The sequence below is a fragment of the Bradyrhizobium canariense genome, from assembly GCF_900105125.1.
Taxonomy (GTDB): Bacteria; Pseudomonadota; Alphaproteobacteria; order Rhizobiales; family Xanthobacteraceae; genus Bradyrhizobium; species Bradyrhizobium canariense_A.
On sequence record NZ_LT629750.1, the window covers coordinates 2,343,413 to 2,364,206 of the forward strand.

18 protein-coding genes and 1 pseudogene are annotated in these 20,794 nt (G+C 60.3%); 4 read left to right on the top strand and 15 right to left on the bottom strand.

The annotated features are described in order from the left end of the window. Window positions 1–128: 128 nt before the first annotated feature. The 4 genes from gfa to xoxF5 all read right to left on the bottom strand — a co-directional run bounded on the left by gfa (window position 129) and on the right by xoxF5 (window position 4,408). Window positions 129–692, bottom strand: coding sequence for an S-(hydroxymethyl)glutathione synthase (gfa, locus tag BLV09_RS11345; RefSeq protein ID WP_100380942.1), 564 nt, complete (start codon window positions 690–692; stop codon window positions 129–131). Window positions 693–725: 33 nt separating this feature from the next. Then, window positions 726–1,835: an S-(hydroxymethyl)glutathione dehydrogenase/class III alcohol dehydrogenase gene (locus BLV09_RS11350; protein WP_146687347.1), complete on the bottom strand. Its 1,110-nt coding sequence runs from the start codon at window positions 1,833–1,835 to the stop codon at window positions 726–728. Window positions 1,836–1,915: 80 nt separating this feature from the next. Then, window positions 1,916–2,434: a c-type cytochrome, methanol metabolism-related gene (locus tag BLV09_RS11355; RefSeq protein ID WP_244549157.1), complete on the bottom strand. Its 519-nt coding sequence runs from the start codon at window positions 2,432–2,434 to the stop codon at window positions 1,916–1,918. A 99-nt stretch (window positions 2,435–2,533) separates the two neighbouring features. After that, a complete protein-coding gene (xoxF5, locus tag BLV09_RS11360) occupies window positions 2,534–4,408 on the bottom strand; it encodes a lanthanide-dependent methanol dehydrogenase XoxF5 (protein ID WP_146687348.1) in 1,875 nt (624 codons plus the stop codon). 420 nt (window positions 4,409–4,828) lie between these two features. On the opposite strand from xoxF5, the gene BLV09_RS11365 reads away from it, so the two are divergent. Next, window positions 4,829–5,803 carry a helix-turn-helix domain-containing protein gene (locus tag BLV09_RS11365; protein WP_146687349.1) on the top strand — a complete coding sequence of 325 codons (975 nt, stop codon included), beginning with the start codon at window positions 4,829–4,831 and terminating at the stop codon, window positions 5,801–5,803. Window positions 5,804–6,061: 258 nt separating this feature from the next. Here the strand turns inward: BLV09_RS11365 and pqqA are convergent, their stop codons facing one another. From pqqA to BLV09_RS11405, 8 genes are all read right to left on the bottom strand, one after another. Further along, entirely contained in the window at window positions 6,062–6,142 is an 81-nt protein-coding gene (pqqA, locus tag BLV09_RS11370) for a pyrroloquinoline quinone precursor peptide PqqA (RefSeq protein ID WP_035721241.1), read from the bottom strand. Between the two features lie 312 nt (window positions 6,143–6,454). After that, window positions 6,455–7,390: a CbbX protein gene (gene cbbX, locus BLV09_RS11375; protein ID WP_174556534.1), complete on the bottom strand. Its 936-nt coding sequence runs from the start codon at window positions 7,388–7,390 to the stop codon at window positions 6,455–6,457. Then, the gene (locus tag BLV09_RS11380; protein ID WP_146687350.1) at window positions 7,387–7,812 is read right to left on the bottom strand and encodes a ribulose bisphosphate carboxylase small subunit; all 426 of its coding nucleotides are present in this window, start codon (window positions 7,810–7,812) and stop codon (window positions 7,387–7,389) included. The genes cbbX and BLV09_RS11380 overlap by 4 nt, the downstream gene beginning before the upstream one ends. An 11-nt stretch (window positions 7,813–7,823) precedes the next feature. Continuing rightward, window positions 7,824–9,284, bottom strand: a complete 1,461-nt coding sequence (locus tag BLV09_RS11385) for a form I ribulose bisphosphate carboxylase large subunit (protein WP_146687351.1) — start codon at window positions 9,282–9,284, stop codon at window positions 7,824–7,826. Between the two features lie 47 nt (window positions 9,285–9,331). Continuing rightward, the gene (gene fba / locus BLV09_RS11390) at window positions 9,332–10,417 is read right to left on the bottom strand and encodes a class II fructose-bisphosphate aldolase (protein ID WP_146687352.1); all 1,086 of its coding nucleotides are present in this window, start codon (window positions 10,415–10,417) and stop codon (window positions 9,332–9,334) included. Between the two features lie 34 nt (window positions 10,418–10,451). Next, window positions 10,452–12,491 (bottom strand): transketolase, encoded by a 2,040-nt coding sequence (gene tkt / locus BLV09_RS11395; RefSeq protein WP_146687353.1) that lies wholly within the window; start codon window positions 12,489–12,491, stop codon window positions 10,452–10,454. Next, complete coding sequence (locus BLV09_RS11400; RefSeq protein ID WP_146687354.1) at window positions 12,488–13,363, bottom strand: phosphoribulokinase; 876 nt, start codon at window positions 13,361–13,363, stop codon at window positions 12,488–12,490. The genes tkt and BLV09_RS11400 overlap by 4 nt, the downstream gene beginning before the upstream one ends. A gap of 12 nt (window positions 13,364–13,375) precedes the next feature. Next, the gene (locus BLV09_RS11405) at window positions 13,376–14,413 is read right to left on the bottom strand and encodes a class 1 fructose-bisphosphatase (protein WP_146687355.1); all 1,038 of its coding nucleotides are present in this window, start codon (window positions 14,411–14,413) and stop codon (window positions 13,376–13,378) included. A gap of 146 nt (window positions 14,414–14,559) precedes the next feature. Between BLV09_RS11405 and BLV09_RS11410 the strand changes: the two genes are divergently transcribed. Continuing rightward, window positions 14,560–15,528, top strand: a complete 969-nt coding sequence (locus BLV09_RS11410; RefSeq protein ID WP_146687356.1) for a LysR family transcriptional regulator — start codon at window positions 14,560–14,562, stop codon at window positions 15,526–15,528. A gap of 78 nt (window positions 15,529–15,606) precedes the next feature. Then, entirely contained in the window at window positions 15,607–16,149 is a 543-nt protein-coding gene (locus tag BLV09_RS11415; RefSeq protein WP_146687357.1) for a hypothetical protein, read from the top strand. 45 nt (window positions 16,150–16,194) lie between these two features. On the opposite strand, the pseudogene BLV09_RS11420 reads toward BLV09_RS11415, so the two are convergent. Then, window positions 16,195–17,149 (bottom strand): annotated as a pseudogene (locus tag BLV09_RS11420) (aliphatic sulfonate ABC transporter substrate-binding protein). 32 nt (window positions 17,150–17,181) lie between these two features. Further along, complete coding sequence (locus tag BLV09_RS11425; RefSeq protein WP_146687358.1) at window positions 17,182–17,397, bottom strand: hypothetical protein; 216 nt, start codon at window positions 17,395–17,397, stop codon at window positions 17,182–17,184. A gap of 428 nt (window positions 17,398–17,825) precedes the next feature. Here BLV09_RS11425 and BLV09_RS11430 point away from each other — a divergent pair, with 428 nt between their 5' ends. Next, complete coding sequence (locus BLV09_RS11430; RefSeq protein ID WP_167558652.1) at window positions 17,826–19,163, top strand: IS701 family transposase; 1,338 nt, start codon at window positions 17,826–17,828, stop codon at window positions 19,161–19,163. Between the two features lie 63 nt (window positions 19,164–19,226). Here the strand turns inward: BLV09_RS11430 and BLV09_RS11435 are convergent, their stop codons facing one another. Beyond that, complete coding sequence (locus tag BLV09_RS11435) at window positions 19,227–20,693, bottom strand: hypothetical protein (RefSeq protein ID WP_146687359.1); 1,467 nt, start codon at window positions 20,691–20,693, stop codon at window positions 19,227–19,229. Between the last annotated feature and the right edge of the window lie 101 nt (window positions 20,694–20,794).

A 20,794-nucleotide genomic window follows, 5' to 3' on the forward strand; every position in this document is an offset into this window, starting at 1 on the left:
CTGGCGTAAACAACAACTCCGCCGGTGGTAATGACCACCAGCGAGAGCTGACGTGATCGCTGGCTTCGGCCGGCGGTTGTACCGCCAGCCGAAGCCTAACGCAAAGTCGGCCGATCTAGGCTGCCTTACTAGGCTGCCTTGGATTTCGCCACATGCGTGGCAATCGCATCCATCAGCGGCGGCGACAGACAGTCATAAGGCTCAAGCCCCAATTCCTTGAGGCGTGACCTGATTCCAGTCATCTCCGCCGGAGGGACGCCGGATTCGATCACCGAGGATACGAACGCTGCAAAGCCGGGAGCTGACCAACCGCCTTCGGTGAACAGTTCGGGATGGATGAAGTCGAGACCATAGAACGGATGTCCCTTGTTCTCGATGCGGCCGTACATATGCGTACCGCACACCTTGCAGGCGTAGCGCTGGATCGCCGCCGAGGTGTCGACGATCTGGAGCTTGTCGCCGTTTTCAAGAACGCTCACGTTGTCGCGCGGGACAACGGCGACCACCGAAAACGCCGCGCCCTCCGGCTTCCAGCATTTGGTGCAGCCGCAGGCGTGATTGTGGGCGACATCTCCCTTGATGCCGACCTTGACCGGCCGGTCCTTGCATTTGCAGACCAGGGTGCCACCGGCAAAGCTGCCCGAGCCTTTCTTTACGCCACTGTCAATCGATGGGTGGATATGAACAGTCATAGGCCTATCCTCCTTGTGTTTGACGCTTTTGATTCAGAACACGACGACCGAACGGATCGACTTGCCCTCGTGCATCAGATCGAAGCCCTTGTTGATGTCCTCGAGCTTGAGGACATGGGTGATCATCGGGTCGATCTCGATCTTGCCGTTCATGTACCAGTCGACGATTTTCGGCACGTCGGTCCGGCCGCGCGCGCCGCCGAACGCCGAGCCCTTCCAGACCCGTCCGGTGACCAGCTGGAATGGCCGCGTCGCAATCTCCTTGCCGGCTTCCGCCACCCCGATCACCACCGAGACGCCCCAGCCGCGATGGCAGGCTTCCAGCGCCTGGCGCATCACAGTGGTGTTGCCGGTGCAGTCGAAGGTGAAATCGGCGCCGCCGTCGGTCAGTCCGACCAGATGCTGGACGATATCGCCGTCGATCTTCCTGGGGTTGACGAAGTGGGTCATGCCGAAGCGGCGGCCCCATTCTTCCTTGGCATCGTTGACGTCGACGCCGACGATCTTGTCGGCCCCCACCATCCGCGCGCCCTGGATGACATTGAGCCCGATGCCGCCAAGGCCGAACACCACCACATTGGCGCCCGGCGTGACCTTGGCGGTATTGACCACCGCGCCGACCCCCGTGGTCACGCCGCAGCCGATGTAGCAGCTCTTGTCGAACGGGGCGTCCTGCCGGATCTTGGCGACCGCGATCTCCGGCAGTACGGTAAAGTTCGAGAAGGTCGAGCAGCCCATGTAATGGAAGATGGTCTGACCCTTATGGCTGAAGCGCGAGGTGCCGTCGGGCATCACACCCTTGCCCTGGGTGGCGCGGATTTTGGTGCAGAGATTGGTCTTCTGGCTGAGGCAGCTTTTGCACTCGCGGCATTCGGGCGTGTAGAGCGGGATCACGTGATCGCCCGGCTTGATCGAGGTGACGCCGGGGCCGACTTCGCGGACGATGCCGGCGCCCTCATGGCCGAGGATTGAGGGAAAGATCCCCTCGCTGTCGAAACCATCGAGCGTATAGGCATCGGTATGGCAAATGCCGGTCGCCTTGATCTCGACCAGGACTTCACCGGCCCTCGGGCCTTCCAGATCCAACTCGACGATCTCCAGCGGCTGCTTGGCCTGGAACGCGACTGCGGCGCGTGTCTTCATCTTATACTCCTGTTGCGCTCTTCAACATCGCAAAACATGCCGTCATCCGCGCTACGCTCGTTCACGACTTTTCGACTTAGTCATTTGATACCTGTGCAACTGGTCTCGGCCTCCTTGGCCGCCTCCGGCTTGTCTTCGTGCGTGGGCGGCCGGCCGCCCGGGATGGCGTTGTTGGCGCGTGCGCGCAGATACACGTAGATGTCGTCGATGTAGCACATCACATTGACGTTGGTGGCAAACGACGGCATGACCTTGTCGTTGGCGGCATCGACATGCTTGCGGCCGTTGGTGACGACATTGACGAAATCGGTGTAGCTCAGCGTCTTCAATGACTCGGCCAGCGCCGGCGCGTAGCTCGATCCCTCGCCATTGGGGCCATGGCAAACATGGCAGTCCGAATGGTAGCGGCGAAAGCCGGAGAACGTGTACCAGTCGACCATCCCGTCTGCGCTTATTTTATAGGTCGGGTTGCCGTCCTTGTCGGCGTATTTGCCGTTATCGGACGAAGCGACGGCCGGATCACCCGACCCGTCGGCGAATGCAGCACTACTTGCAGAAACGCCCAAGAACACCACGAGCGCGAACTTCCAGCGATTGATCTTCACGTAAGACTGTCCTCATGCAACGTTGAAACAAAATCGGCGCGCAGCACGATTGCAGCGCGCCGATTTGTCGTTGGCTCCGCCTGGTGCCGCCCGTTATTCGGTCGGCAACGCGAACACCGTCAACGTTCCGCCCAGCGAGGTGTAGGACGCCAGGCCGGCATAGCCACCGACGGCGCCAAGGCCCGCGGTGTCGACGGTCTTGTCCTTGGTCGGCAACTTGCCCTGGTCGACGGCGCCATGCCAGGCGGCGGCGTTTTCAGGCTGCAGCAGACCGGCCGCAAGACCGATACCCGCCCAACCGCCGACGCCGGAGAGAACGCCGACGTATTGCTTGCCACCGTGTTCATAGGTCATGACGTTGCCGATGATGCCCGACGGGGTCTTGAACTTGTAGAGTTCCTTGCCCGTCTTGGCATCGACCGCCTTCAGATAGCCTTCCAGCGTGCCGTAGAACACCACGTTGCCGGCCGTTGCCAATGCGCCGCCCCAGGCGGAGAACTGCTCCTTGTTGGACCACACGATCTTGCCGGTCTTGCCGTCCCAGGCGATGAAATTGCCCATGTTGGTATCGCCCTTGGGCGGATACATCGCCACGGCGGCACCGACATAGGCCTGACCGGCGGTGTAGGACACCTTGTAGGGCTCGTAGTCCATGCAGACATGGTTGGTCGGGACGTAGAACAGCTGCGTCTCCGGGCTATAGGCCGCGGGCTGTTCGTCCTTGGTGCCAAGTGCTGCCGGGCAGATGCCCTTCGAGTTGTGGTCTTCGCCGCCGTGCTGGGTCGAATAGGCGTCGACCACCAGCGGACGGCCATAGGTCTTGGACGACTTGTCCATGTCGACCTTGGTGGCCCAGTTCACGACAGGATCGAACTTTTCCGCAACCAGCAATTCGCCGGTCGCCCGATCCAGCGTGTAGCCAAAGCCGTTACGGTCAAAGTGCGTCAGCAGTTTGCGTGCTTTGCCGTCAATGTTCTGATCGGAGAGGATCATTTCGTTGACGCCGTCGAAGTCCCATTCGTCGTGCGGGGTCATCTGGTAGATCCATTTGACCTTGCCGGTGTCGAGGTCGCGCGCCCAGATCGACATCGACCAGCGGTTGTCACCGGGACGTTGCACCGGGTTCCAGGTCGAGGGATTGCCTGAACCGTAATAGACGAGGTTCAGTTCGGGGTCGTAGGAATACCAGCCCCAGGTGGCGCCGCCGCCGATCTTCCATTGATCGCCCTCCCAGGTGGAGATCGATGAATCAGGCCCGACCGGTTTGCCGAGCGAGGTCGTCTTGGCGGGATCGATCAGGGTGTCGGAATCCGGCCCTTCCGAGAAGCCGCGCCAGGCCAGCTTGCCGTCCTTGATGTTGTAGGCGCTGACCCAGCCGCGAACGCCAAATTCGCCACCGGAAACGCCGATCAGAACCTTGTCCTTGTAGACGAACGGCGCGTCGGTGCCGGATTGGCCCTTGCCGGCTTCGCCGTCCATCACCGACCAGACTTTTTCTCCCGTCTTGGCGTCGAGCGCGACCAGCGTCGTATCGGCCTGATGCAGGAAGATCTTGCCGTCGGCATAGGCGACGCCGCGGTTGACGGTGTCGCAACACATGATCGGAATCACATTGGGATCTTGTCTGGGCTCGTATTTCCAGATGATCTTGCCATCGTGATTCAGATCGAGCGCATAGACCGTGTTCGGAAACGGCGTGTGCACATACATCACGTCGCCAATCACCAGCGGCCCGCCTTCGTGACCGCGCAGCACGCCGGTTGAGAAGGTCCAGGCTACCTGCAGCTTCTTGACGTTGGAGGCGTTGATCTGATTGAGCTTGGAAAATCGGGTGTTGGCGTCATCGCCCTGCTGCATAACCCATTGTTTGGGATCCTTGGCCAGCTTGTCCAGCGCCTCGTCGGCGCGCGACACTGATCCCTGTACAGCAATGAGGCCAAGACCGGTAGCGAGTAGCACCTTGCGCATCGTCAATCCTCCCAATTGTTAGCGAAGGGTTCCGTAAAAACGGCCCACTTTTCAGTTTTCTTCGCTGGTATCCCTACCCGGTTCGGAAACAGAAAACTTGCCCAAGAGGGAAGCGCGTTTGCGCGAAAGCGAACACAACGAACTTTTTGACCAGCGCCCGTGATTTTCGCAGGCGGCGCCCCCATGCTGCGATGCGTTAGCCGTTTTGACCTCACCCCATTGGCCCGCAACGCGCGACCATTGGTTGAGGTTCCCCTTGACGGCGCTGAAACTAAGTCGGAGGATTATCAAAGGGATGTCAGGAAGCGTGCTGTTCGAACTGCAATGACCGCCTTAAATTGAGGTAAAACTCGCTCCATCATGACTCGAGGCCTCTCGCGGCAAGTAGTCATGTTTTGATCTCGAATCGGTGGCTGGATAATGTCCGACACGGTCCGCTCACTTAACACTTCCGGATTGGCGCCGAAGAAGCAGATCCAATGTTGGTCAGATGCACTGACCGATCTTTGCGGCCAATTCGACATCGATCCGCTGGAGGCTTCGTCATTCGAAGGCCGGATCAATTACACGACGGTTTCGAAGCTGAAGCTCTGTCAGATCGAGGCCAGCCAGCATCGGCTGGCGCATACCGCCTCGCGCGCAAAACTCGGCGACCATCCGTTCGTCAAGATACTGTTTCAGACTTACGGGATTTCGCATTTCGAGCAGAGTGGCCGCCGCATCGAGCTGATACCCGGTGACTGTCTCGCCTACGATGTATCCTGTCCGCACACGATCGTCAGCCCGACGCTGACACGACACGAGGTGGTCATCGTGCCGAAGGAACTGCTGCAGGAGCGCGGCTTCCGCTTGGCGAAGATGTCGGCATGCAAACTCTCGGCGCGCACCGGCACCGGCCGGATCGCCTATAACTTTGTGCATGCCGCGTTCGACGAAGCGACCAAGCTGTCGCCGAACAACGCGATCGGGGTAGCCGATGCGCTGATCGACCTCCTGCTCTTGCCGCTCCGCCAGCCCGACGCAATGTTCGATCGTGTCGGGCCCGAGGCGATGTATGTCCGGGCGCAGTTCTTCATTCGCGAACATCTACGCGACCCGGATCTTTCCATCGATCAGATCTCGGCGGCACTAAGCTGCACCAAGCGCTATCTGCACATGTTGTTCAGCGACAGGGGTACCACCATCAGCGACTACATCCGGCACGCAAGGTTGCAGAACTGCCGCCAGGAGCTGGAGGCCCAGGCCGGAAAAACCATCACGGACGTCGCATTTTCGTGGGGCTTTTCGAGTTCGTCGCACTTCAGCCGCGTGTTCCGGGAGTATTTCGGAGTTGCTCCGTCTGCAATTCACAAGGCGCAGCACGGTAGTCTGTCCCCGGACTTTCCTTGCGAATAAAACGTCCGCTTCGGCGCGACGAGAGGATATTAGCCTTACACGCTTGCCGCCGCATGCTTTCCCCGCATCAAAGCCTGGGCGCACGAACTTAAGGGGACGGTCACGCAAACGAACGGCGTCCCGGCATAATTTTGATTCGCTTGACGCTCTTAAGGGCGGCCGGGCGTCGGTCCAATGTTTTGCAGTCGTTGGCAGGACACCTGCCACGGCTCGACACAGGAACTGCCGGTCGAGCCGGGCCGATCGCTTCGATGCGGTCTACTTGCGCGCTGCGCAGGCGTACATGTTGATTTCCATGCCCACCGGCACTTCGACAATTTTAGGGGTCTTCCAGGTCATTCCATCCTCCCAGGTTTTGGCGCGAACTCCACGCCGAACTTGAAACTAGGACCGCGCCCGACATCGCGCAAGTGCGGAAGGTTTGGTGTCGAACGCCTACGGGCCAGTCCTGACAGCCGATATTTCTCTCCCAGGCAAAGCGATTTCTCTCTCGGACAAAATCCAGCGGCTATTGGTCAATCGGCGCACAAGTTTGCTCCTTCCGGCGGTAGTGCTCCGCTCGTCGGAGCTCGCCACGATTGCGGAGATAAAACGAGCGCGCGGGTTGCGGAGATTTATCCTCGAGGAACAAATTGCTCGCTAAGTTGATATTCATCCGCCGGAGCTGTTCAAAAACACCCGGCTCGCCAGCACGTCCGACGCCTCCAGCGACATGATATCCTCGGCGGTCAGCACATGATCGAGATCGGCGACAAGGCGGTTCGCCTGCCGGAGCCTCATACGATCGAGCGCGTTGCGGATCGAGCGGGCGTTGGAGAACAACGGCTGGGTCTTGCGCAGACTGATGTACCGCACGAAAGCGCCCCGCGCGTCAGGCGTAAACTTGTAGTTCATGTCACGCAGCATCAGTTCGGCGATGGCAAGCAACTCATCGTCGGCATAGTCAGGAAAATCGATGTGGTGCGCGATGCGCGACCGGAAGCCGGGATTGCTGGCGAAGAATTTGTCCATCCGGTCGCCGTAGCCGGCGAGAATGACCACCAGGTCCTCGCGCTGCGACTCCATTACCTGCAGCAAAATCTCGATCGCTTCCTGGCCATAGTCACGCTCGTTGTCAGGACGATGCAGGTAATAGGCTTCGTCGATGAACAGGACCCCGCCCATCGCCTTTTTTAGAATCTCCTTCGTCTTGGGTGCCGTGTGGCCGATATACTGACCCACTAATTCGTCTCGGGTGACGGATACGACATGGCCGCGGCGCACGAAGCCGAGTTTATGCAGGATGCTGGCAATCCGCAGTGCAACCGTCGTCTTGCCGGTGCCTGGATTTCCGGTGAACGACATGTGCAGTGTCGGCACATCGGACGTCAGATTCATCCGCTTGCGGATACGCTCGATCAGCAGCAGCGAGGCGATCTCGCGGATTCGCGTCTTGACCGGTTTGAGGCCGATCAGTTCGCGGTCCAGCTGATCGAGCACCTCGCCAATGCCGACTTCGTTGAATTCGCGGCGCAGATCGACCCGGTCCGCCGGAGCCGGTTCGGACTCATTCTGTGAGATCGCGGGTGAAACGGCTTGCACGTTCATTTGCCCCCGTAGCGTAGGCCTTCGGGACGATCGACGGCATACGATTTGGTCGTGTATCGGATGTTGCGGCCGGCAACTTCATGGCGCTCGAGCCGGAAGCCAGGTTCATCCTTTGGCCGGTTGACGATGAACGACAGCCGCACCGATTCCCAGCCATGGCTGGAATCGAACGCAGACATCCGGATGTAGCGGTCGCCGTAGACCTTACGGCACTCGTTCAACTCCATCAGCACGCCTGCGGCATCCCGCAGATCGAACATTGGCAGGCCCCACATTTCCCAGAAACTATTGCGGGGATGCGGATCGTCGGTGAATTCGATGTTCACCGCCCAGCCCTTGCCGAGGCAATACTGCACCTGCCGGGAGATCTGCTCGTCGGTGAGGTCTGGCAGGAACGAAAAGCAGCCTTGGGTAATACGCATGATCCGGCTCCTTACATCGAGACGCTGGCGGTGGGGGCGTAGTCGGGCATGTCGGTGGACTCATAGTTAAAGGTCACGTTCTTCCAGACCTCCAGCGCTGATTTCAGCGGCGTGCAGGTCTGCGCCGCCTTGGCGAGAATTTCCGGACCCTCGTGCAGATAGTCGCGGCCCTCGTTGCGGGCGAGGATCATCGCTTCCAGGGCCACGCGGTTCGCGGTAGCGCCGGCCTGAATGCCCATCGGATGGCCGATGGTTCCGCCGCCGAATTGCAGGATTACGTCTTCGCCGAGATAATCGAGCAGCTGATGCATCTGGCCGGCGTGAATGCCGCCAGATGCGACCGGCATCAGCTTGTTGAGGCTCGCCCAGTTCTGGTCAAAGAACACGCCGTGCTCGAGTTGCATCCGATTGAAATCCTCACGGCAGATGTCGTAATAGCCGCGGGTCGTCGCAGGATCGCCTTCCAGCTTGCCAACCACCGTCCCGGCATGAATGTGGTCGACGCCGGCAAGGCGCATCCATTTGGCGATGACGCGAAACGAGACGCCATGGTTGCGCTGCCGCGTGTAGGTGGAATGCCCTGCCCTGTGCAGATGCAGAATCGTGTCGTTGCGGCGCGCCCATTTCGCCATCGACTGGATCGCGGTGTAGCCGATCACGAGGTCGATCATGATAATGACGGAGCCGAGTTCCTTCGCAAACTCCGCGCGCTCATACATGTCCTCCATGGTTCCAGCAGTGACGTTGAGATACGTGCCCTTGACCTCGCCGGACGCCGCTTGCGCTTTATTGACCGCCTCCATGCAATAGAGAAAACGCTCGCGCCAATGCATGAACGGCTGTGAATTGATGTTCTCGTCGTCCTTGGTGAAGTCGAGCCCACCCTTCAGCGCCTCATAGACCACGCGGCCGTAGTTGCGGCCGGACAGGCCGAGCTTCGGCTTGACGGTGGCGCCAAGCAGCGGACGACCGAACTTGTCCATGCGTTCGCGCTCGACCACGATCCCGGTCGCCGGGCCCTGAAACGTCTTCACATAGGCCACCGGCAGCCGCATATCCTCGAGCCGCAACGCCTTCAGCGGCTTGAAACCGAACACGTTGCCGATGATCGAGGCCGACAGATTGGCGATCGATCCGTTCTCGAACAAATCAAGATCGTAGGCGATGTAGGCGAAATACTGCCCGGGAGAATTCGGAACGGGATCGACGCGGTAGCATTTGGCGCGATATTTCTCCGCCGCCGTGAGACGATCGGTCCACACCACGGTCCAGGTCGCGGTCGAGGATTCACCGGCCACCGCCGCCGAGGCCTCGATCGGATCGACGCCATCCTGCGGCGTCACCCGGAACAGCGCGATGATGTCGGTGTCCTTGGGTTCGTAATCGGGTTCCCAATAACCCATCTTCTTGTATTCCATGACGCCGGATTTGTAGCGATCCTTGCCGCGGATGGTCATCGATTGGTCGTTCATGGCGTTCTCCTTTGTGCTGGCGGCGGACGCGATCGAGGGACGTTCAGTCATTCGGCAGCCGTGGCCATGTCTCCGATACGCGGGTCGAGCGATCCACTGCGATAACGTTTGGCCATTTCAGCCAGCGGGATCACCTTGATCCCAGCGGCGTTGCCCGCCGCGCCAAACTGCTCGAAACGTTCGCGGCAGAGCTCGCGCATCGCGTCCAGCGCGGGTTTGAGGAATTTGCGCGGATCGAATTCGCCCTTGATCTGCGACGCAACTTTCCTGAATGTCGCGGTCATCGCCAATCGGCAATCGGTGTCGATATTGACCTTGCGGACGCCGTGCCTGATGCCGCGTACGATTTCCTCGACTGGCACGCCCCAGGTCTGCGGCATCTCGCCGCCGAATTGATTGAACACATCCTGCAACTGTTGCGGCACCGAGGATGAGCCGTGCATCACCAGATGCGTATTGGGCAGTCGGCGGTGGATTTCCTCCACCACTTTCATCGCAAGAATGTCGCCATCGGGCTTGCGCGAAAACTTGTAGGCGCCGTGCGAGGTTCCCATGGCAATCGCCAGCGCATCGACCTTGGTGCTGCGGACGAAATCGACGGCCTGATCTGGATCGGTCAGCAATTGATCATGGCTGACCTTGCCTTCGACGCCGTGGCCGTCCTCCTGTTCGCCGCCGCCATGTTCGAGCGAGCCGAGCACCCCCAACTCGCCTTCCACCGACGCACCGATCCAGTGCGCCATCTCGACCACCCGGCGGGTGATATCGACGTTGTAATCGTAGTCCGCGGCGGTCTTAGCGTCGGCCTTGAGCGAGCCGTCCATCATGACCGAGGTGAAGCCGTGCTTGATCGCCGTGGCGCAGGTCGATTCCTCGTTGCCATGGTCCTGATGCAGACAGAGCGGGATCTCGGGGTACATTTCCTCGAGCGCCTCGATCATCTTGGACAGCATGATGTCGTTGGCGTAAGAGCGCGCACCGCGCGAGGCCTGGATGATGACGGGTGCATCGACGGCCGCTGCCGCCTCCATGATCGCAAGGCCCTGCTCCATATTGTTGATATTGAAGGCCGGCACGCCGTAGCCATGCTCAGCGGCGTGATCCAGCAATTGTCTCAACGTAATGCGCGCCATCAGAACCTCCGTGTCATTCTTTGCGTGTGGACCATCATGCGTAGGTTGCGGCCATCCGTGACCGCGTGATGCAGCGTTGGGCTGCCATAGCGACGGCGTCCGCGGTAATCCCGAATTCGCGATAGAGCGTTTCTGCCGGAGCGGACGCCCCAAAGCCGGTCATGCCGATAAATTCGCCGTTGTCGCCAAGCCAGCGCGCCCAATCGCCTTCAACCGCGGCTTCGACGCCGATCCTCGGCGCGCGTCCCAGCACCGCGGTGCGGTACTCGCGTGATTGCAGCCGAAACAGATCGAAACACGGCGCCGAGACGACGGCGGCGCGGACGTCGTACCGCTCGAGCAGTTTCGCCGCCTGCAGCGCGATCGCCACCTCAGAGCCGGTTGCGATCAAAGTCACGTCGCGGCCATTTTCCGGTTCGACAACCACGTAGGCGCCGTAGGCCACCTGATTGACGTCGCCGTCGACAACGCGAAACGTAGGGAGCGCCTGCCGCGACAGGCACAGCACCGAAGGGCTGGTTCCCGCCTGCAACGCGCAATCCCAGGCCTCGGCGGTCTCGACGGCGTCGCCCGGCCGGAACACCAGCAGGTTGGGAATCGCCCGCAGCGACGCCAGATGCTCGACCGGCTGGTGGGTGGGTCCATCCTCACCAAGTCCAATGGAGTCATGCGTCATGACATGGATAACGCGCACTCCCATCAACGCCGCCAGCCTGATCGCGGGGCGGCTGTAGTCGGCAAAACTGAGAAACGTGCCGCCATAGGGAATGAACCCGCCATGCAGCGCGATGCCGTTCATCGCGGCCGCCATGGCGTGCTCCCGCACACCATAGTGAATGAAGTTGCCCTCGAAGAAATCGGCTCGCACCGGCTGATGCGTCTTGGCACGGGTCAGATTGGAGTGGGTCAGATCAGCCGAACCGCCGAGAAAATTCGGCAGCGCTCCCGCGATGTCGTCGATCACGAGCTGCGACGCTTGCCGGGTTGCAATATTCGGACGGTCGGTCGCGAAGCGATCGCGTATCTGCGCCATCGCGCCGGCATATTCGCAGGGCAGATTTCGGTTCAGCGCATCATGAAATGCCGAACGCGCAACGGTGTTAAGGCGCCGGGTGCGCTCGATCCAGCTACGACGGGCAGCGTGTCCGCGTGCTCCGATCTCGTACCATTGATTGAGGACAGCTTGCGGAAGCTGGAACGGCTCGTGCGGCCAGTCCAGCGCAACGCGTGTCTTTGCGACCTCGTCGGCGCCAAGCGGCGCCCCATGCGCTTTTTCCGTGCCCTGACGGTTCGGCGCCCCGAATCCGATGACGGTGCGACAGGCAATCAGCGACGGGCGGTCGTTGTTTCGGGCCTGTTCGATCGCAGCAGCAATCGCTTCGGGATCGTGGCCGTCGATACGGCTCGCCGACCAGCCCGAAGCCCTGAAGCGCGCAAGCTGGTCATCCGAACATGACAGCGACGTCGCGCCATCGATCGAAATCTGATTGTCATCGAACAGCACGATCAGCCGGTTGAGCCGGAGGTGGCCGGCCAGCGAGATCGCTTCATGGCTGAGGCCTTCCATCAGACAGCCATCGCCGGCGATCACGTAAGTATAATGATCGACGAAATCGTTACCGAAGCGCGCATTCGTCAACCGTTCGGCCAACGCCATGCCGACCGCCGTGGCGATGCCCTGCCCGAGCGGCCCTGTAGTCGTCTCGACGCCCGCCGTATGACCGTATTCAGGATGGCCCGGCGTCTTCGATCCCCACTGCCTGAACGCCCTGAGTTCGTCTGACGTCATTCCCTCATAGCCCGTCAGGTGCAGCAGCGCATAGAGCAGCATCGATCCGTGGCCGGCAGACAGGACGAAACGATCGCGATCCGGCCATGCCGGATCGGCCGGGTCGAATTTAAGGAAGCGCGAAAACAGCACCGTGGCGACGTCGGCCATGCCCATCGGCATGCCGGGATGACCTGACTTGGCCTTTTCGACCGCGTCGATTGCCAGGAAGCGGATCGCGTTGGCCATTTCCGTGTGGAAAACATCGGGGCGGCCGGCAATACAGGACAGAGCTGGAGCGGTCATACGGTGCGCCTCTTGCGTTCCATCAGTTGCAGGATCAGCGGGGTGAGAATGAGCTGCATCGCGAGATCAAGCTTCGATCCGTGGATCACGATCGAATTGGCGCGCGACATGAAGCTGTTCGGGATCATCGACAGCAGATAAGGAAAATCGATGCCGCGCGGATTCTTGAGGCGGATCACCACCATCGATTCATCCGGCGTTGGAATCCATCGCGCGATAAACGGGTTCGATGTATCGACCGTCGGCACCCGCTGAAAATTGATATCGGTCTCGGCGAATTGCGGACAGATGTAGTTCACATAATCCGGCATCCGCCGCAGGATGGTATCGGTCACCGCTTCCGCGGTGTAGCCGCGGTCACTGCGGTCACGGTGCAGCTTCTGGATCCACTCCAGATTGATGACCGGCACGACGCCGATCTTGAGATCGGCATATTGCGCGATATTGACCTTGTCGGTGACGACGGCGCCGTGCAGGCCTTCGTAGAACAAGAGATCGGACTTTTCCGGCAGCGGTCCCCATTCGGTAAACGTGCCCGGCTCCGCGCCGTACAACTTGGCTTCGTCATCGTCGTGGACGTAATGCCGGGTCGTTCCGGTGCCGGATTCGCCGTAGTCGCGGAACACCCGTTCCAGCTCCTCGAACAGGTTGGTTTCCGGACTGAAATGACTGAAATGCTTGTTGCCGCGCTCGCCTTCCTCCGACATCTTTGTACGCATTTCGAAGCGGTTGTAGCGGTGAAACGCGTCGCCTTCGATATAGGCTGCGGATACCTTTTCACGCCGGAAGATATTCTCGAACGTCTTTTTCACCGACGTCGTGCCGGCGCCCGATGAACCCGTGATCGATATGATGGGATGACTGCGCGACATGTTTTATCCTGCTCAGCGAAACAGGCCGCGCCGCGCAAACAGCGGTGCGTCGCTATTGTCAAACATCGGTTCGATACCTTCGTGGATGGCCGCGACGTCGCGAACGCCTCGCACCGAGCCCATGATCAGCGGCACGCGCTGGTGCGGTGTTTTCGCTCCCAGTTCCAGAATTCTCCGGCGCCCGGTCGATGCCGCGCCACCCGCCCATTCCATCACCAGCGCCATCGGATGGGCCTCGTACAGCAGGCGAAGCCTTCCTTCGCGATAGCCGGGGCGGGCATCGGCCGGATAGAGAAACACACCGCCGCGCACCAAAATCCGAAGCGACTCCGCAACCAGCGAACCGATCCAGCGCATGTTGAAATCTGCCGCGCCGCCGCCATTGGTGCCGGCGAGACATTCGTCGATATAGGCGCGAACCGGACCATGCCAGTGCCGGCGATTGGATGCGTTGATGGCGAATTCGGGCGTATCGGGCGCGACCCGAACGCCCGCTGCGGTCAGCACAAATTCCTGCGTGCGCCGGTTCAGAATGAAGATATCGACGCTCGCATCAAGCGCGAGAACCAGCGTGGTTTGCGGGCCATAGACGATGAACCCGGCGGCGCACTGCGCCGTGCCCGGCTCAAAGAAGGTCGAAAGAATATCGTTGCCCCTGGGGCGGATCGAAAAGATGGTGCCAACCGAGATATTATTTTCGAGATTGGCCGAGCCGTCGAGCGGATCGATCGCCACACATAACGGCGCATCGGGATGCAGGGTTTCCGGCAGCGCCGCTTCCTCGGAGAGAACCGCGGCGACCGGGGTATTGCGCAATGCCCGGCGCATCATTTCATCGGCAGCAACGTCGATATCCTTTTGCTGATCGCCGTCGGAATTGATACCGCCATTCCGTCCGGTGATGCCCACGAGCGGCCCATCGGCAATCAATGCGGCAAGATCGACCGCGGCGGCAGCGATGGCCTTGATCACGTCGCCGACCGCGGCGCCCAGCGGCGTCTGCGATGCGGACCGTTCGAGATGCGAACGCAAGGTTACGCGCTCGTCCATGGACGTCTCCCCTGTGCCCTCTTTCGGGGCGTCTCAAAACGTCTCGCCGTCCGGCAATCCGTCCCCTAAGGAAGCGCAATTTGCTGAATTAGGGAAATTTTGTTATCTTTGGCAGTGACAAAGTTTTTATTATAAAGGTGGTTGCGATGGCGGGCCGGTTTTTGCGCGAATTGACCATCCGCCAACTGCGTGCGCTGGCGGCTGTGCATAAACATCGATCGGTCACCGCGGCGGCCAAGCAGCTTCATCTCACGCAGCCCGCCGTTACGCTCCAGCTTCGCAATCTGCAGGCGCTCGCCGGATTGTCGCTGATCCAGCGCACCGGCGACGGCATGCTGCTGACCGATGCAGGGCGCGAAGTTCTTGCGCTGACCGAGCGCATCGAGGCGGCGATCGTATCCTGCGAAACGTCGCTGGATATGATCACGGGAAAGACCGCCGGACGTATTTCGATCGGTGCGGTAAGCACCGCGAAATATTTCGTGCCGTTCGCGATCTCGGCATTTTCGCGGGCTTATCCGAATATCGATGTCACGCTCTCGATCGGCAACCGGCAGGAAATTGGCACGGCTCTTCGGGGCTACGATCTCGATATCGCCATCATGGGCCGGCCGCCGGTGGACGTTCCCATGAATGTGCACCTGATCGGCGATCATCCCCATGTCATCATCGCACCGACCGGGCACCGTCTGGCGCGAAAAGCCCGCCTCTCGCTGACCGCCCTTGCCGACGAAACTTTCCTGACGCGGGAGCCCGGATCCGGAACGCGCGGCCTGATGGAGCAATTATTTGAAACCGCCGGCGTTCGCCCGAAGATCGGCATGGCCATGAGCAGCAATGAGACCATCAAGCAGGCAGTGATCGCGGGACTAGGCATTGCCTTCATTTCCGCGCATACGGTCGCGACCGAACTGGACGAACGACGCCTGGTGACGCTCGATGTTGATGGCCTCCCCGTCGTCCGGCAATGGTTCGTGCTCGCCCGCAAGGACAAGGTTTTGCTGCCGCCAGCGCAGGCGATGCTCGATTTTCTCAGCGCCAAGGGCGCACAGTTTCTGCCGCGAACCCACGGCAGGCTTCGCCTCACTCGGTCGTCGGCCCGCGCCACGCGCTGATGAGACCGCGGCTTCACTTGCCGCAAAAATGATCGATCGATCAGGTTGGCTCGAAGGATTGAAAGAGTCCAACTCGATATGGGACGGTTCCCAGTTGAAAACGGGTTGCTTTCCCTTCAACAACAAAATTCCGTTTTCTTGACCCGATCGACTCTCGCTGGTCCACTTGGGCGGTCAGTCGCATCGGTGGTCCGTAATGTGAGAACGGGTGGTACCGCCGGCGGCGATGCTAAACGCAAGGACATCCGCGTGGCGACGAACGAACGATCGATATTCGTCCTCGAAATTGCCGATGCGCCGGCTTTTGCCTTCGAGGCGGAAAGCTGTTCGCAAGCTGCGGAAGTTGCCCGATCGCCCTGGTTTACCCGGGCCCTTGATAAATTTTATTTGCGGCGGCGCGAAAGCTGGGACTGGAATAGGCCGCCGCTCCGCCTCCGCGTCGCGACCACAACAGAAGCGACTGTCTATCGGGATTTCGCCTGTGAGTTCGCAGATGCGCTGGATTGCTTTCTGGTTACGCACCTATCCGATCAGGCAGTTGCGGCGACAAGTGAGCGTTTCGATGATCGAGCCGCAAGTTGGGATGCCCGGAAAACGAGGGGCCCCTCGACGCTCGAATGAGCGGACGCAAGTAAAACACGTATCATCGCGATCGAACCAGGGAAATCAGGAGCCCGGCGTCCATTTCCAGACGATGTCGGAAACGTTGACCGGCTTCGGGATCAGACCCAGCCGCGCAAAACGGTCGGCGACCGCCTGCTGGCTCTTGATCACCTCATCGTCAACAGGAACGACACGGTAGCTCGATCGATTGACGAAACGCCTGATGGCTTCGATATCGACGCCGGTCGCCTCCGCCTGCGCCTTCGCGACCTCCTCGTGATGGCTGGTCGGCCCACTGGCCTTCGGACGCGAAAACGGCATTAACCCGTGCAACCAGCGACGGATATTTCTCCACGAAATCCGAACCCGCGATGTAGAAGGCGTTGGGCTTGTGAACGTCCTTGTCGAAGGCAATCACGCGCGCGTTTTCCTTGAGTTCTGCGAGCGCGAGATAGGGATCCCAGATCGACCAGGCATCAACCGAGCCTTTCACGAACGCTGCGGTCGCATCAGCCGGTGCGAGCGGAGCTGGCGTGATGTCGCTCCACGCGATCCCGGCCTTCTCCAGGGCCGCGACGAGCAAATTGTGCGCGCTCGATCCCTTGCCAAAGGCGATGCGCTTCCCCTTGAGATCGGCCAGCGTCTTGATCGGCGAATCCCGGGGGACAATGATTGCCTGCGTCGTTCCCTCTGATTTGACGGCCGCCACGTAGCGGATTCCAGCGCCGCCGGCCTGTGCGAAGATCGGTGGCGTATCGCCGACAAAGCCGAAGTCGACGCTGCCGGCATTGATCGCCTCCAGGAGCGGCGGGCCGAACTGGAAGTCGATCCACTCGATCTCGATGCCAAGCGGCTTGAACGCATCCTCCAGCGAATGACGCTGCCGCACCGCCGGAAAGAAACCACCCTTCTGCGTGCCGATACGAATTTCGGACGGCTTGTCCTGTGCCTGCGCGGGAGATATCGCGAACGCGGCAAGAATCAGCGCTCCGCCGAGAATATTTCGTCTTGTGATCATCGACTTGTCCCTTCGGGGTTTGGCCGTGTTCGTCAGAATGCGGCGGTGACCGTTGAGCGGCTCACCTTGGAGCGACGGCTCGCCAGCAGCGCGCTTGCCGCGCGTTCCGCATCGCGCGCGGAACCGAACTCGCGGCCTTCGAGGCTGTCGAAGGCTCGTTCCGAGGAGAAGAACCGGAATCCATGCTCGTCGCCAGCGACGATTCCGGCCGTCCGATTTCTAACTTCTATGATGTAGGCTTTGGGCATGTGTGCTCATTCGCCGGAGTGCCGGCGCTCCTGTCTGATTCATGGTTGGGTCTGTAGGTCTGTACTACGCCGGAATCAGCGACAGGCTCCGGTCGCCGCGGAGACGCAACGGCGGGTAATGCGCTTACGCATATCGCCCACCACTGGCTTGTCATTTGGTCTCATACGGTAACCCTCGGCAGCGCAATCTGCCGCATTAAATATCCGACGATCCAGCGAATTGGTCAATGAAATGGGTATCCAATCTTGCCGTCGCGACGCGACGGCTCTTCTATGCGAAGGCCGTCAAACGAACAGAACGACCTCGCCACTTCAACGGGAGGCGGACTAGCACTACTTTGGCAGATTTCGACGATTGATCGGCTCAACTGGATTCCCGAATCAGATTTTCGGTGATTCATGGGTGGTCGGCATTTGGAGGGCCGACCATGGCGGGCAGGACGTCGAACTGGGAAGATGAGCTTGGACGCTGGCTCCAGCCATTTCTGGATCGGTTAGGGCACAAGGCGCGACGGCGGATGTGTCCGCTGTATGTTTCGGGGCTGATCGGACCGGGCGATCGCAAGAGCGTGCAGCCGATGGCGGCGCGGCTATCGCCGGGGGACTATGACCAGTTGCACCATTTTATCGCTGATGGCGTCTGGGATGCGGCGCCATTGGAGTCGGAGCTGCTCGTTCAGGCCGATCGGCTGGTCGGTGGCGAGGATGCGGTACTGGTCATCGACGACACCGCGTTGCCGAAGAAGGGCGATCGTTCGGTTGGTGTGGCTGCGCAATATGCTTCGTCTCTCGGCAAGACGGCCAATTGCCAAACGTTGGTGTCGCTGACGCTTGCGCGCGGTGAAGTGCCGGTGATGGTGGCATTGCGTCTCTTCCTTCCCGAGAGCTGGACGAGCGATGCGGCGCGTTTGAAGCGCACCGGTGTTCCCGTCGAGTATCGCGCAGCGCGGACCAAGCCAGAGATCGCGCTGGCTGAGATCGATCGCGTGATCGCGGCCGGAGTTCGCCTCGGCTGTGTACTGGCGGATGCCGGTTACGGCCTCAGCGCACCGTTCCGTCAGGGGCTCACGACACGCGGGCTTTTCTGGGCCGTTGGTATCCCTCGTCACCTCAAGGTGTACCCGGTCGGGGTCAAGCTGATCTGGCCAGTTGCGGCTCGGGGTCGTCCCCGCAAGCGGCACATTCCGGATATTCTGTCGAGAGCGGCCGAAGACATGTTGGCCAACGCCAAGTGGCAGAATGTAAGCTGGCGAAACGGAACCAAGGGGCGGCTGGAAGCCCGCTTCGCCGCGGTGCGCGTCCGGACCGCCGATGGACCACCGCAGCGGATCAAGGACATGGGCCAGCAGCACCTTCCCGGAGATGAGGCGTGGCTGATCGGCGAGCATCGCAGCTCGGGGGAGAAGAAGTATTACCTCGCCAATCTGCCGGCCAAAACGGATCTGCGCACGTTAGCTGCCACGATCAAAGCGCGGTGGATTTGCGAACAGGCCCATCAGCAGTTGAAGGAGGAACTCGGGCTCGATCACTTCGAAGGAAGATCCTGGCAAGGCCTCCATCGACATACGCTCATGACCATGATCGCTTACGCGTTCCTCCAGCACCGCCGTCTCGCACAAGTGGGGCGGAAAAAAAAGAATCAACGGTCCACCGCCGCAGCCGAGCCTGCCAGCCGTACGCCAAGCCATCGTCGATCTCATCGTTCAACCACGACCTCAGCGATGCCCGTACTGCCGAAGAAAAATCGGCAAAAAGCAGCGGCATGAATAATCTGCCAAAGTAGTGCTAGCTCCAGTCCCGAATCCTGTCGGGCGCCAGATTTCAATCACTTACGAGCGGCGACACAGGTCGTCAGTGACGTGCTGCCATTTGGAAAAAAGACTGGTGAGGTCGGCCAGTAACGGCGCGACGGCAGCCTCGAACATTTGCTCTTTTGCCATCCTCTCCGCCACGTCGACGATTTGGGGTGCACTCAGGCAAATGCGAAGCGCGTCACGATTTCCAATCGAAACGGGCTGGCCAACGTGAAAGACTCGCTCGAATGCTTTGGGAAGGGAGCTATCACGCAGCGGCGCCCTTAATGCGCGATAGACGGCATCGGGCGCCAGGGACGCGCCATCCTGAGCGAGTGTTACAATTGAAAATATTGTCCTGGCCGAGTGAAACCCGTCGGCTGCGCCGTGATCGATCAGTTCAAGTCGTGGATTTCCAAGAACGTGCCTTTCGATCGCATTTGCGAATACCCGGATCACGCTTTCGCGGAACTGGACTGGCAAGGCGAACAGCTTTTCCAGTTCGGCCAAGGCCGCTTCCCATCGCAAGCCTGCGCCGAAATTGTCGGTGACTGCGAACTCCCGCCTGATTTCCCTGCGCAACGCGAAGGGCCAATCGTCAGCTGCGGTATATGCGAGCAAGCCGGGCGGCATGTCGAGACACCGAAGTTGCTCCCGGATTTTGGGAGGCAGAAGAATGGCCCCCGAGAACGGGGGTCCTGCGGCAAACTTCGAACCGGTGATCATCACCATAAACCCGGCACGAAGATCTGCCCGAATCTGTTCGGGAGAGCATCGCAATTGGCAACTGTCGACGACCACAAGAACCCGGCTGCCGTATCGCGCCATGAGCGCAGATGCGGTGGATCGCCGGAGGCCGCTGCGATTGGTTTTTGAGCAATCGAGCAAATGGATCAGGACGCATCGATTGTTGGCGATGTTCGTTTCGACCTTTTCGACGACTTCGTGATCAACCGTATCGGCCGAAAGCGCCAACCCGCAGCCGTCACGAATTTCGACCGTCTCGGTGGTGGACTCAGGGATATCAAACCCTTCGATCAGATATCCACGTGCGACTCTTTCGACAAAAGGCGCCGAGCCAAGAAAATGCCGCCCGGAAGCGCCCAGCAGGACACCCCTTCCCGTTTCGCCTGGCCCGACAATCAGATTTGTCAGCGGCCCACCTAAAATGCTTCGCGCCAGAAAAAGCGCGATGATTTCCAGCTCTGTGCCGGAACTGGATAAAATGACTTCCGACCCCGAAGTGCCGAAAAGCCTTAGCAATCGCGCACGGATGCGATCGAACCAGGCCGGAATTGAACAAGCATCGTCTGAATGTATGACGGAACGATATGCTTCGAGGGCCGCTTCATATCCACGTGGCGATATGGCAGTCGCCGTGGAAGAAGCGAACCACACCTCGTCGCAAGCTTTTCCTGGAGGCGTACCGTAGCGGTTACGGCCTGTAGAAGGATCGACAGCGATGCGCTCGTCCCCGCCGCTGGTCAGCAACTGCTCGAACAACTGTAGATCCAGCGCGGCCCGCTCCATTGATCCCGCGCTGCTTGCGCGGGAAGCCCGTTCGTCCGCGCGGGACGTCGGACAAGGAATTGGGGCTGCAATAT

What these genes read in the sequence shown, in the direction of transcription:
- gfa (WP_100380942.1), bottom strand. Translation starts at nt 692, where the DNA reads ATGACTGTTCATATCCACCCATCGATTGACAGTGGCGTAAAGAAAGGC.
- BLV09_RS11350 (WP_146687347.1), bottom strand. Translation starts at nt 1,835, where the DNA reads ATGAAGACACGCGCCGCAGTCGCGTTCCAGGCCAAGCAGCCGCTGGAG.
- xoxF5 (WP_146687348.1), bottom strand. Translation starts at nt 4,408, where the DNA reads ATGCGCAAGGTGCTACTCGCTACCGGTCTTGGCCTCATTGCTGTACAG.
- BLV09_RS11365 (WP_146687349.1), top strand. Translation starts at nt 4,829, where the DNA reads ATGTCCGACACGGTCCGCTCACTTAACACTTCCGGATTGGCGCCGAAG.
- pqqA (WP_035721241.1), bottom strand. Translation starts at nt 6,142, where the DNA reads ATGACCTGGAAGACCCCTAAAATTGTCGAAGTGCCGGTGGGCATGGAA.
- cbbX (WP_174556534.1), bottom strand. Translation starts at nt 7,390, where the DNA reads ATGAACGTGCAAGCCGTTTCACCCGCGATCTCACAGAATGAGTCCGAA.
- BLV09_RS11380 (WP_146687350.1), bottom strand. Translation starts at nt 7,812, where the DNA reads ATGCGTATTACCCAAGGCTGCTTTTCGTTCCTGCCAGACCTCACCGAC.
- BLV09_RS11385 (WP_146687351.1), bottom strand. Translation starts at nt 9,284, where the DNA reads ATGAACGACCAATCGATGACCATCCGCGGCAAGGATCGCTACAAATCC.
- fba (WP_146687352.1), bottom strand. Translation starts at nt 10,417, where the DNA reads ATGGCGCGCATTACGTTGAGACAATTGCTGGATCACGCCGCTGAGCAT.
- tkt (WP_146687353.1), bottom strand. Translation starts at nt 12,491, where the DNA reads ATGACCGCTCCAGCTCTGTCCTGTATTGCCGGCCGCCCCGATGTTTTC.
- BLV09_RS11400 (WP_146687354.1), bottom strand. Translation starts at nt 13,363, where the DNA reads ATGTCGCGCAGTCATCCCATCATATCGATCACGGGTTCATCGGGCGCC.
- BLV09_RS11405 (WP_146687355.1), bottom strand. Translation starts at nt 14,413, where the DNA reads ATGGACGAGCGCGTAACCTTGCGTTCGCATCTCGAACGGTCCGCATCG.
- BLV09_RS11410 (WP_146687356.1), top strand. Translation starts at nt 14,560, where the DNA reads ATGGCGGGCCGGTTTTTGCGCGAATTGACCATCCGCCAACTGCGTGCG.
- BLV09_RS11415 (WP_146687357.1), top strand. Translation starts at nt 15,607, where the DNA reads ATGGGACGGTTCCCAGTTGAAAACGGGTTGCTTTCCCTTCAACAACAA.
- BLV09_RS11425 (WP_146687358.1), bottom strand. Translation starts at nt 17,397, where the DNA reads ATGCCCAAAGCCTACATCATAGAAGTTAGAAATCGGACGGCCGGAATC.
- BLV09_RS11430 (WP_167558652.1), top strand. Translation starts at nt 17,826, where the DNA reads ATGGCGGGCAGGACGTCGAACTGGGAAGATGAGCTTGGACGCTGGCTC.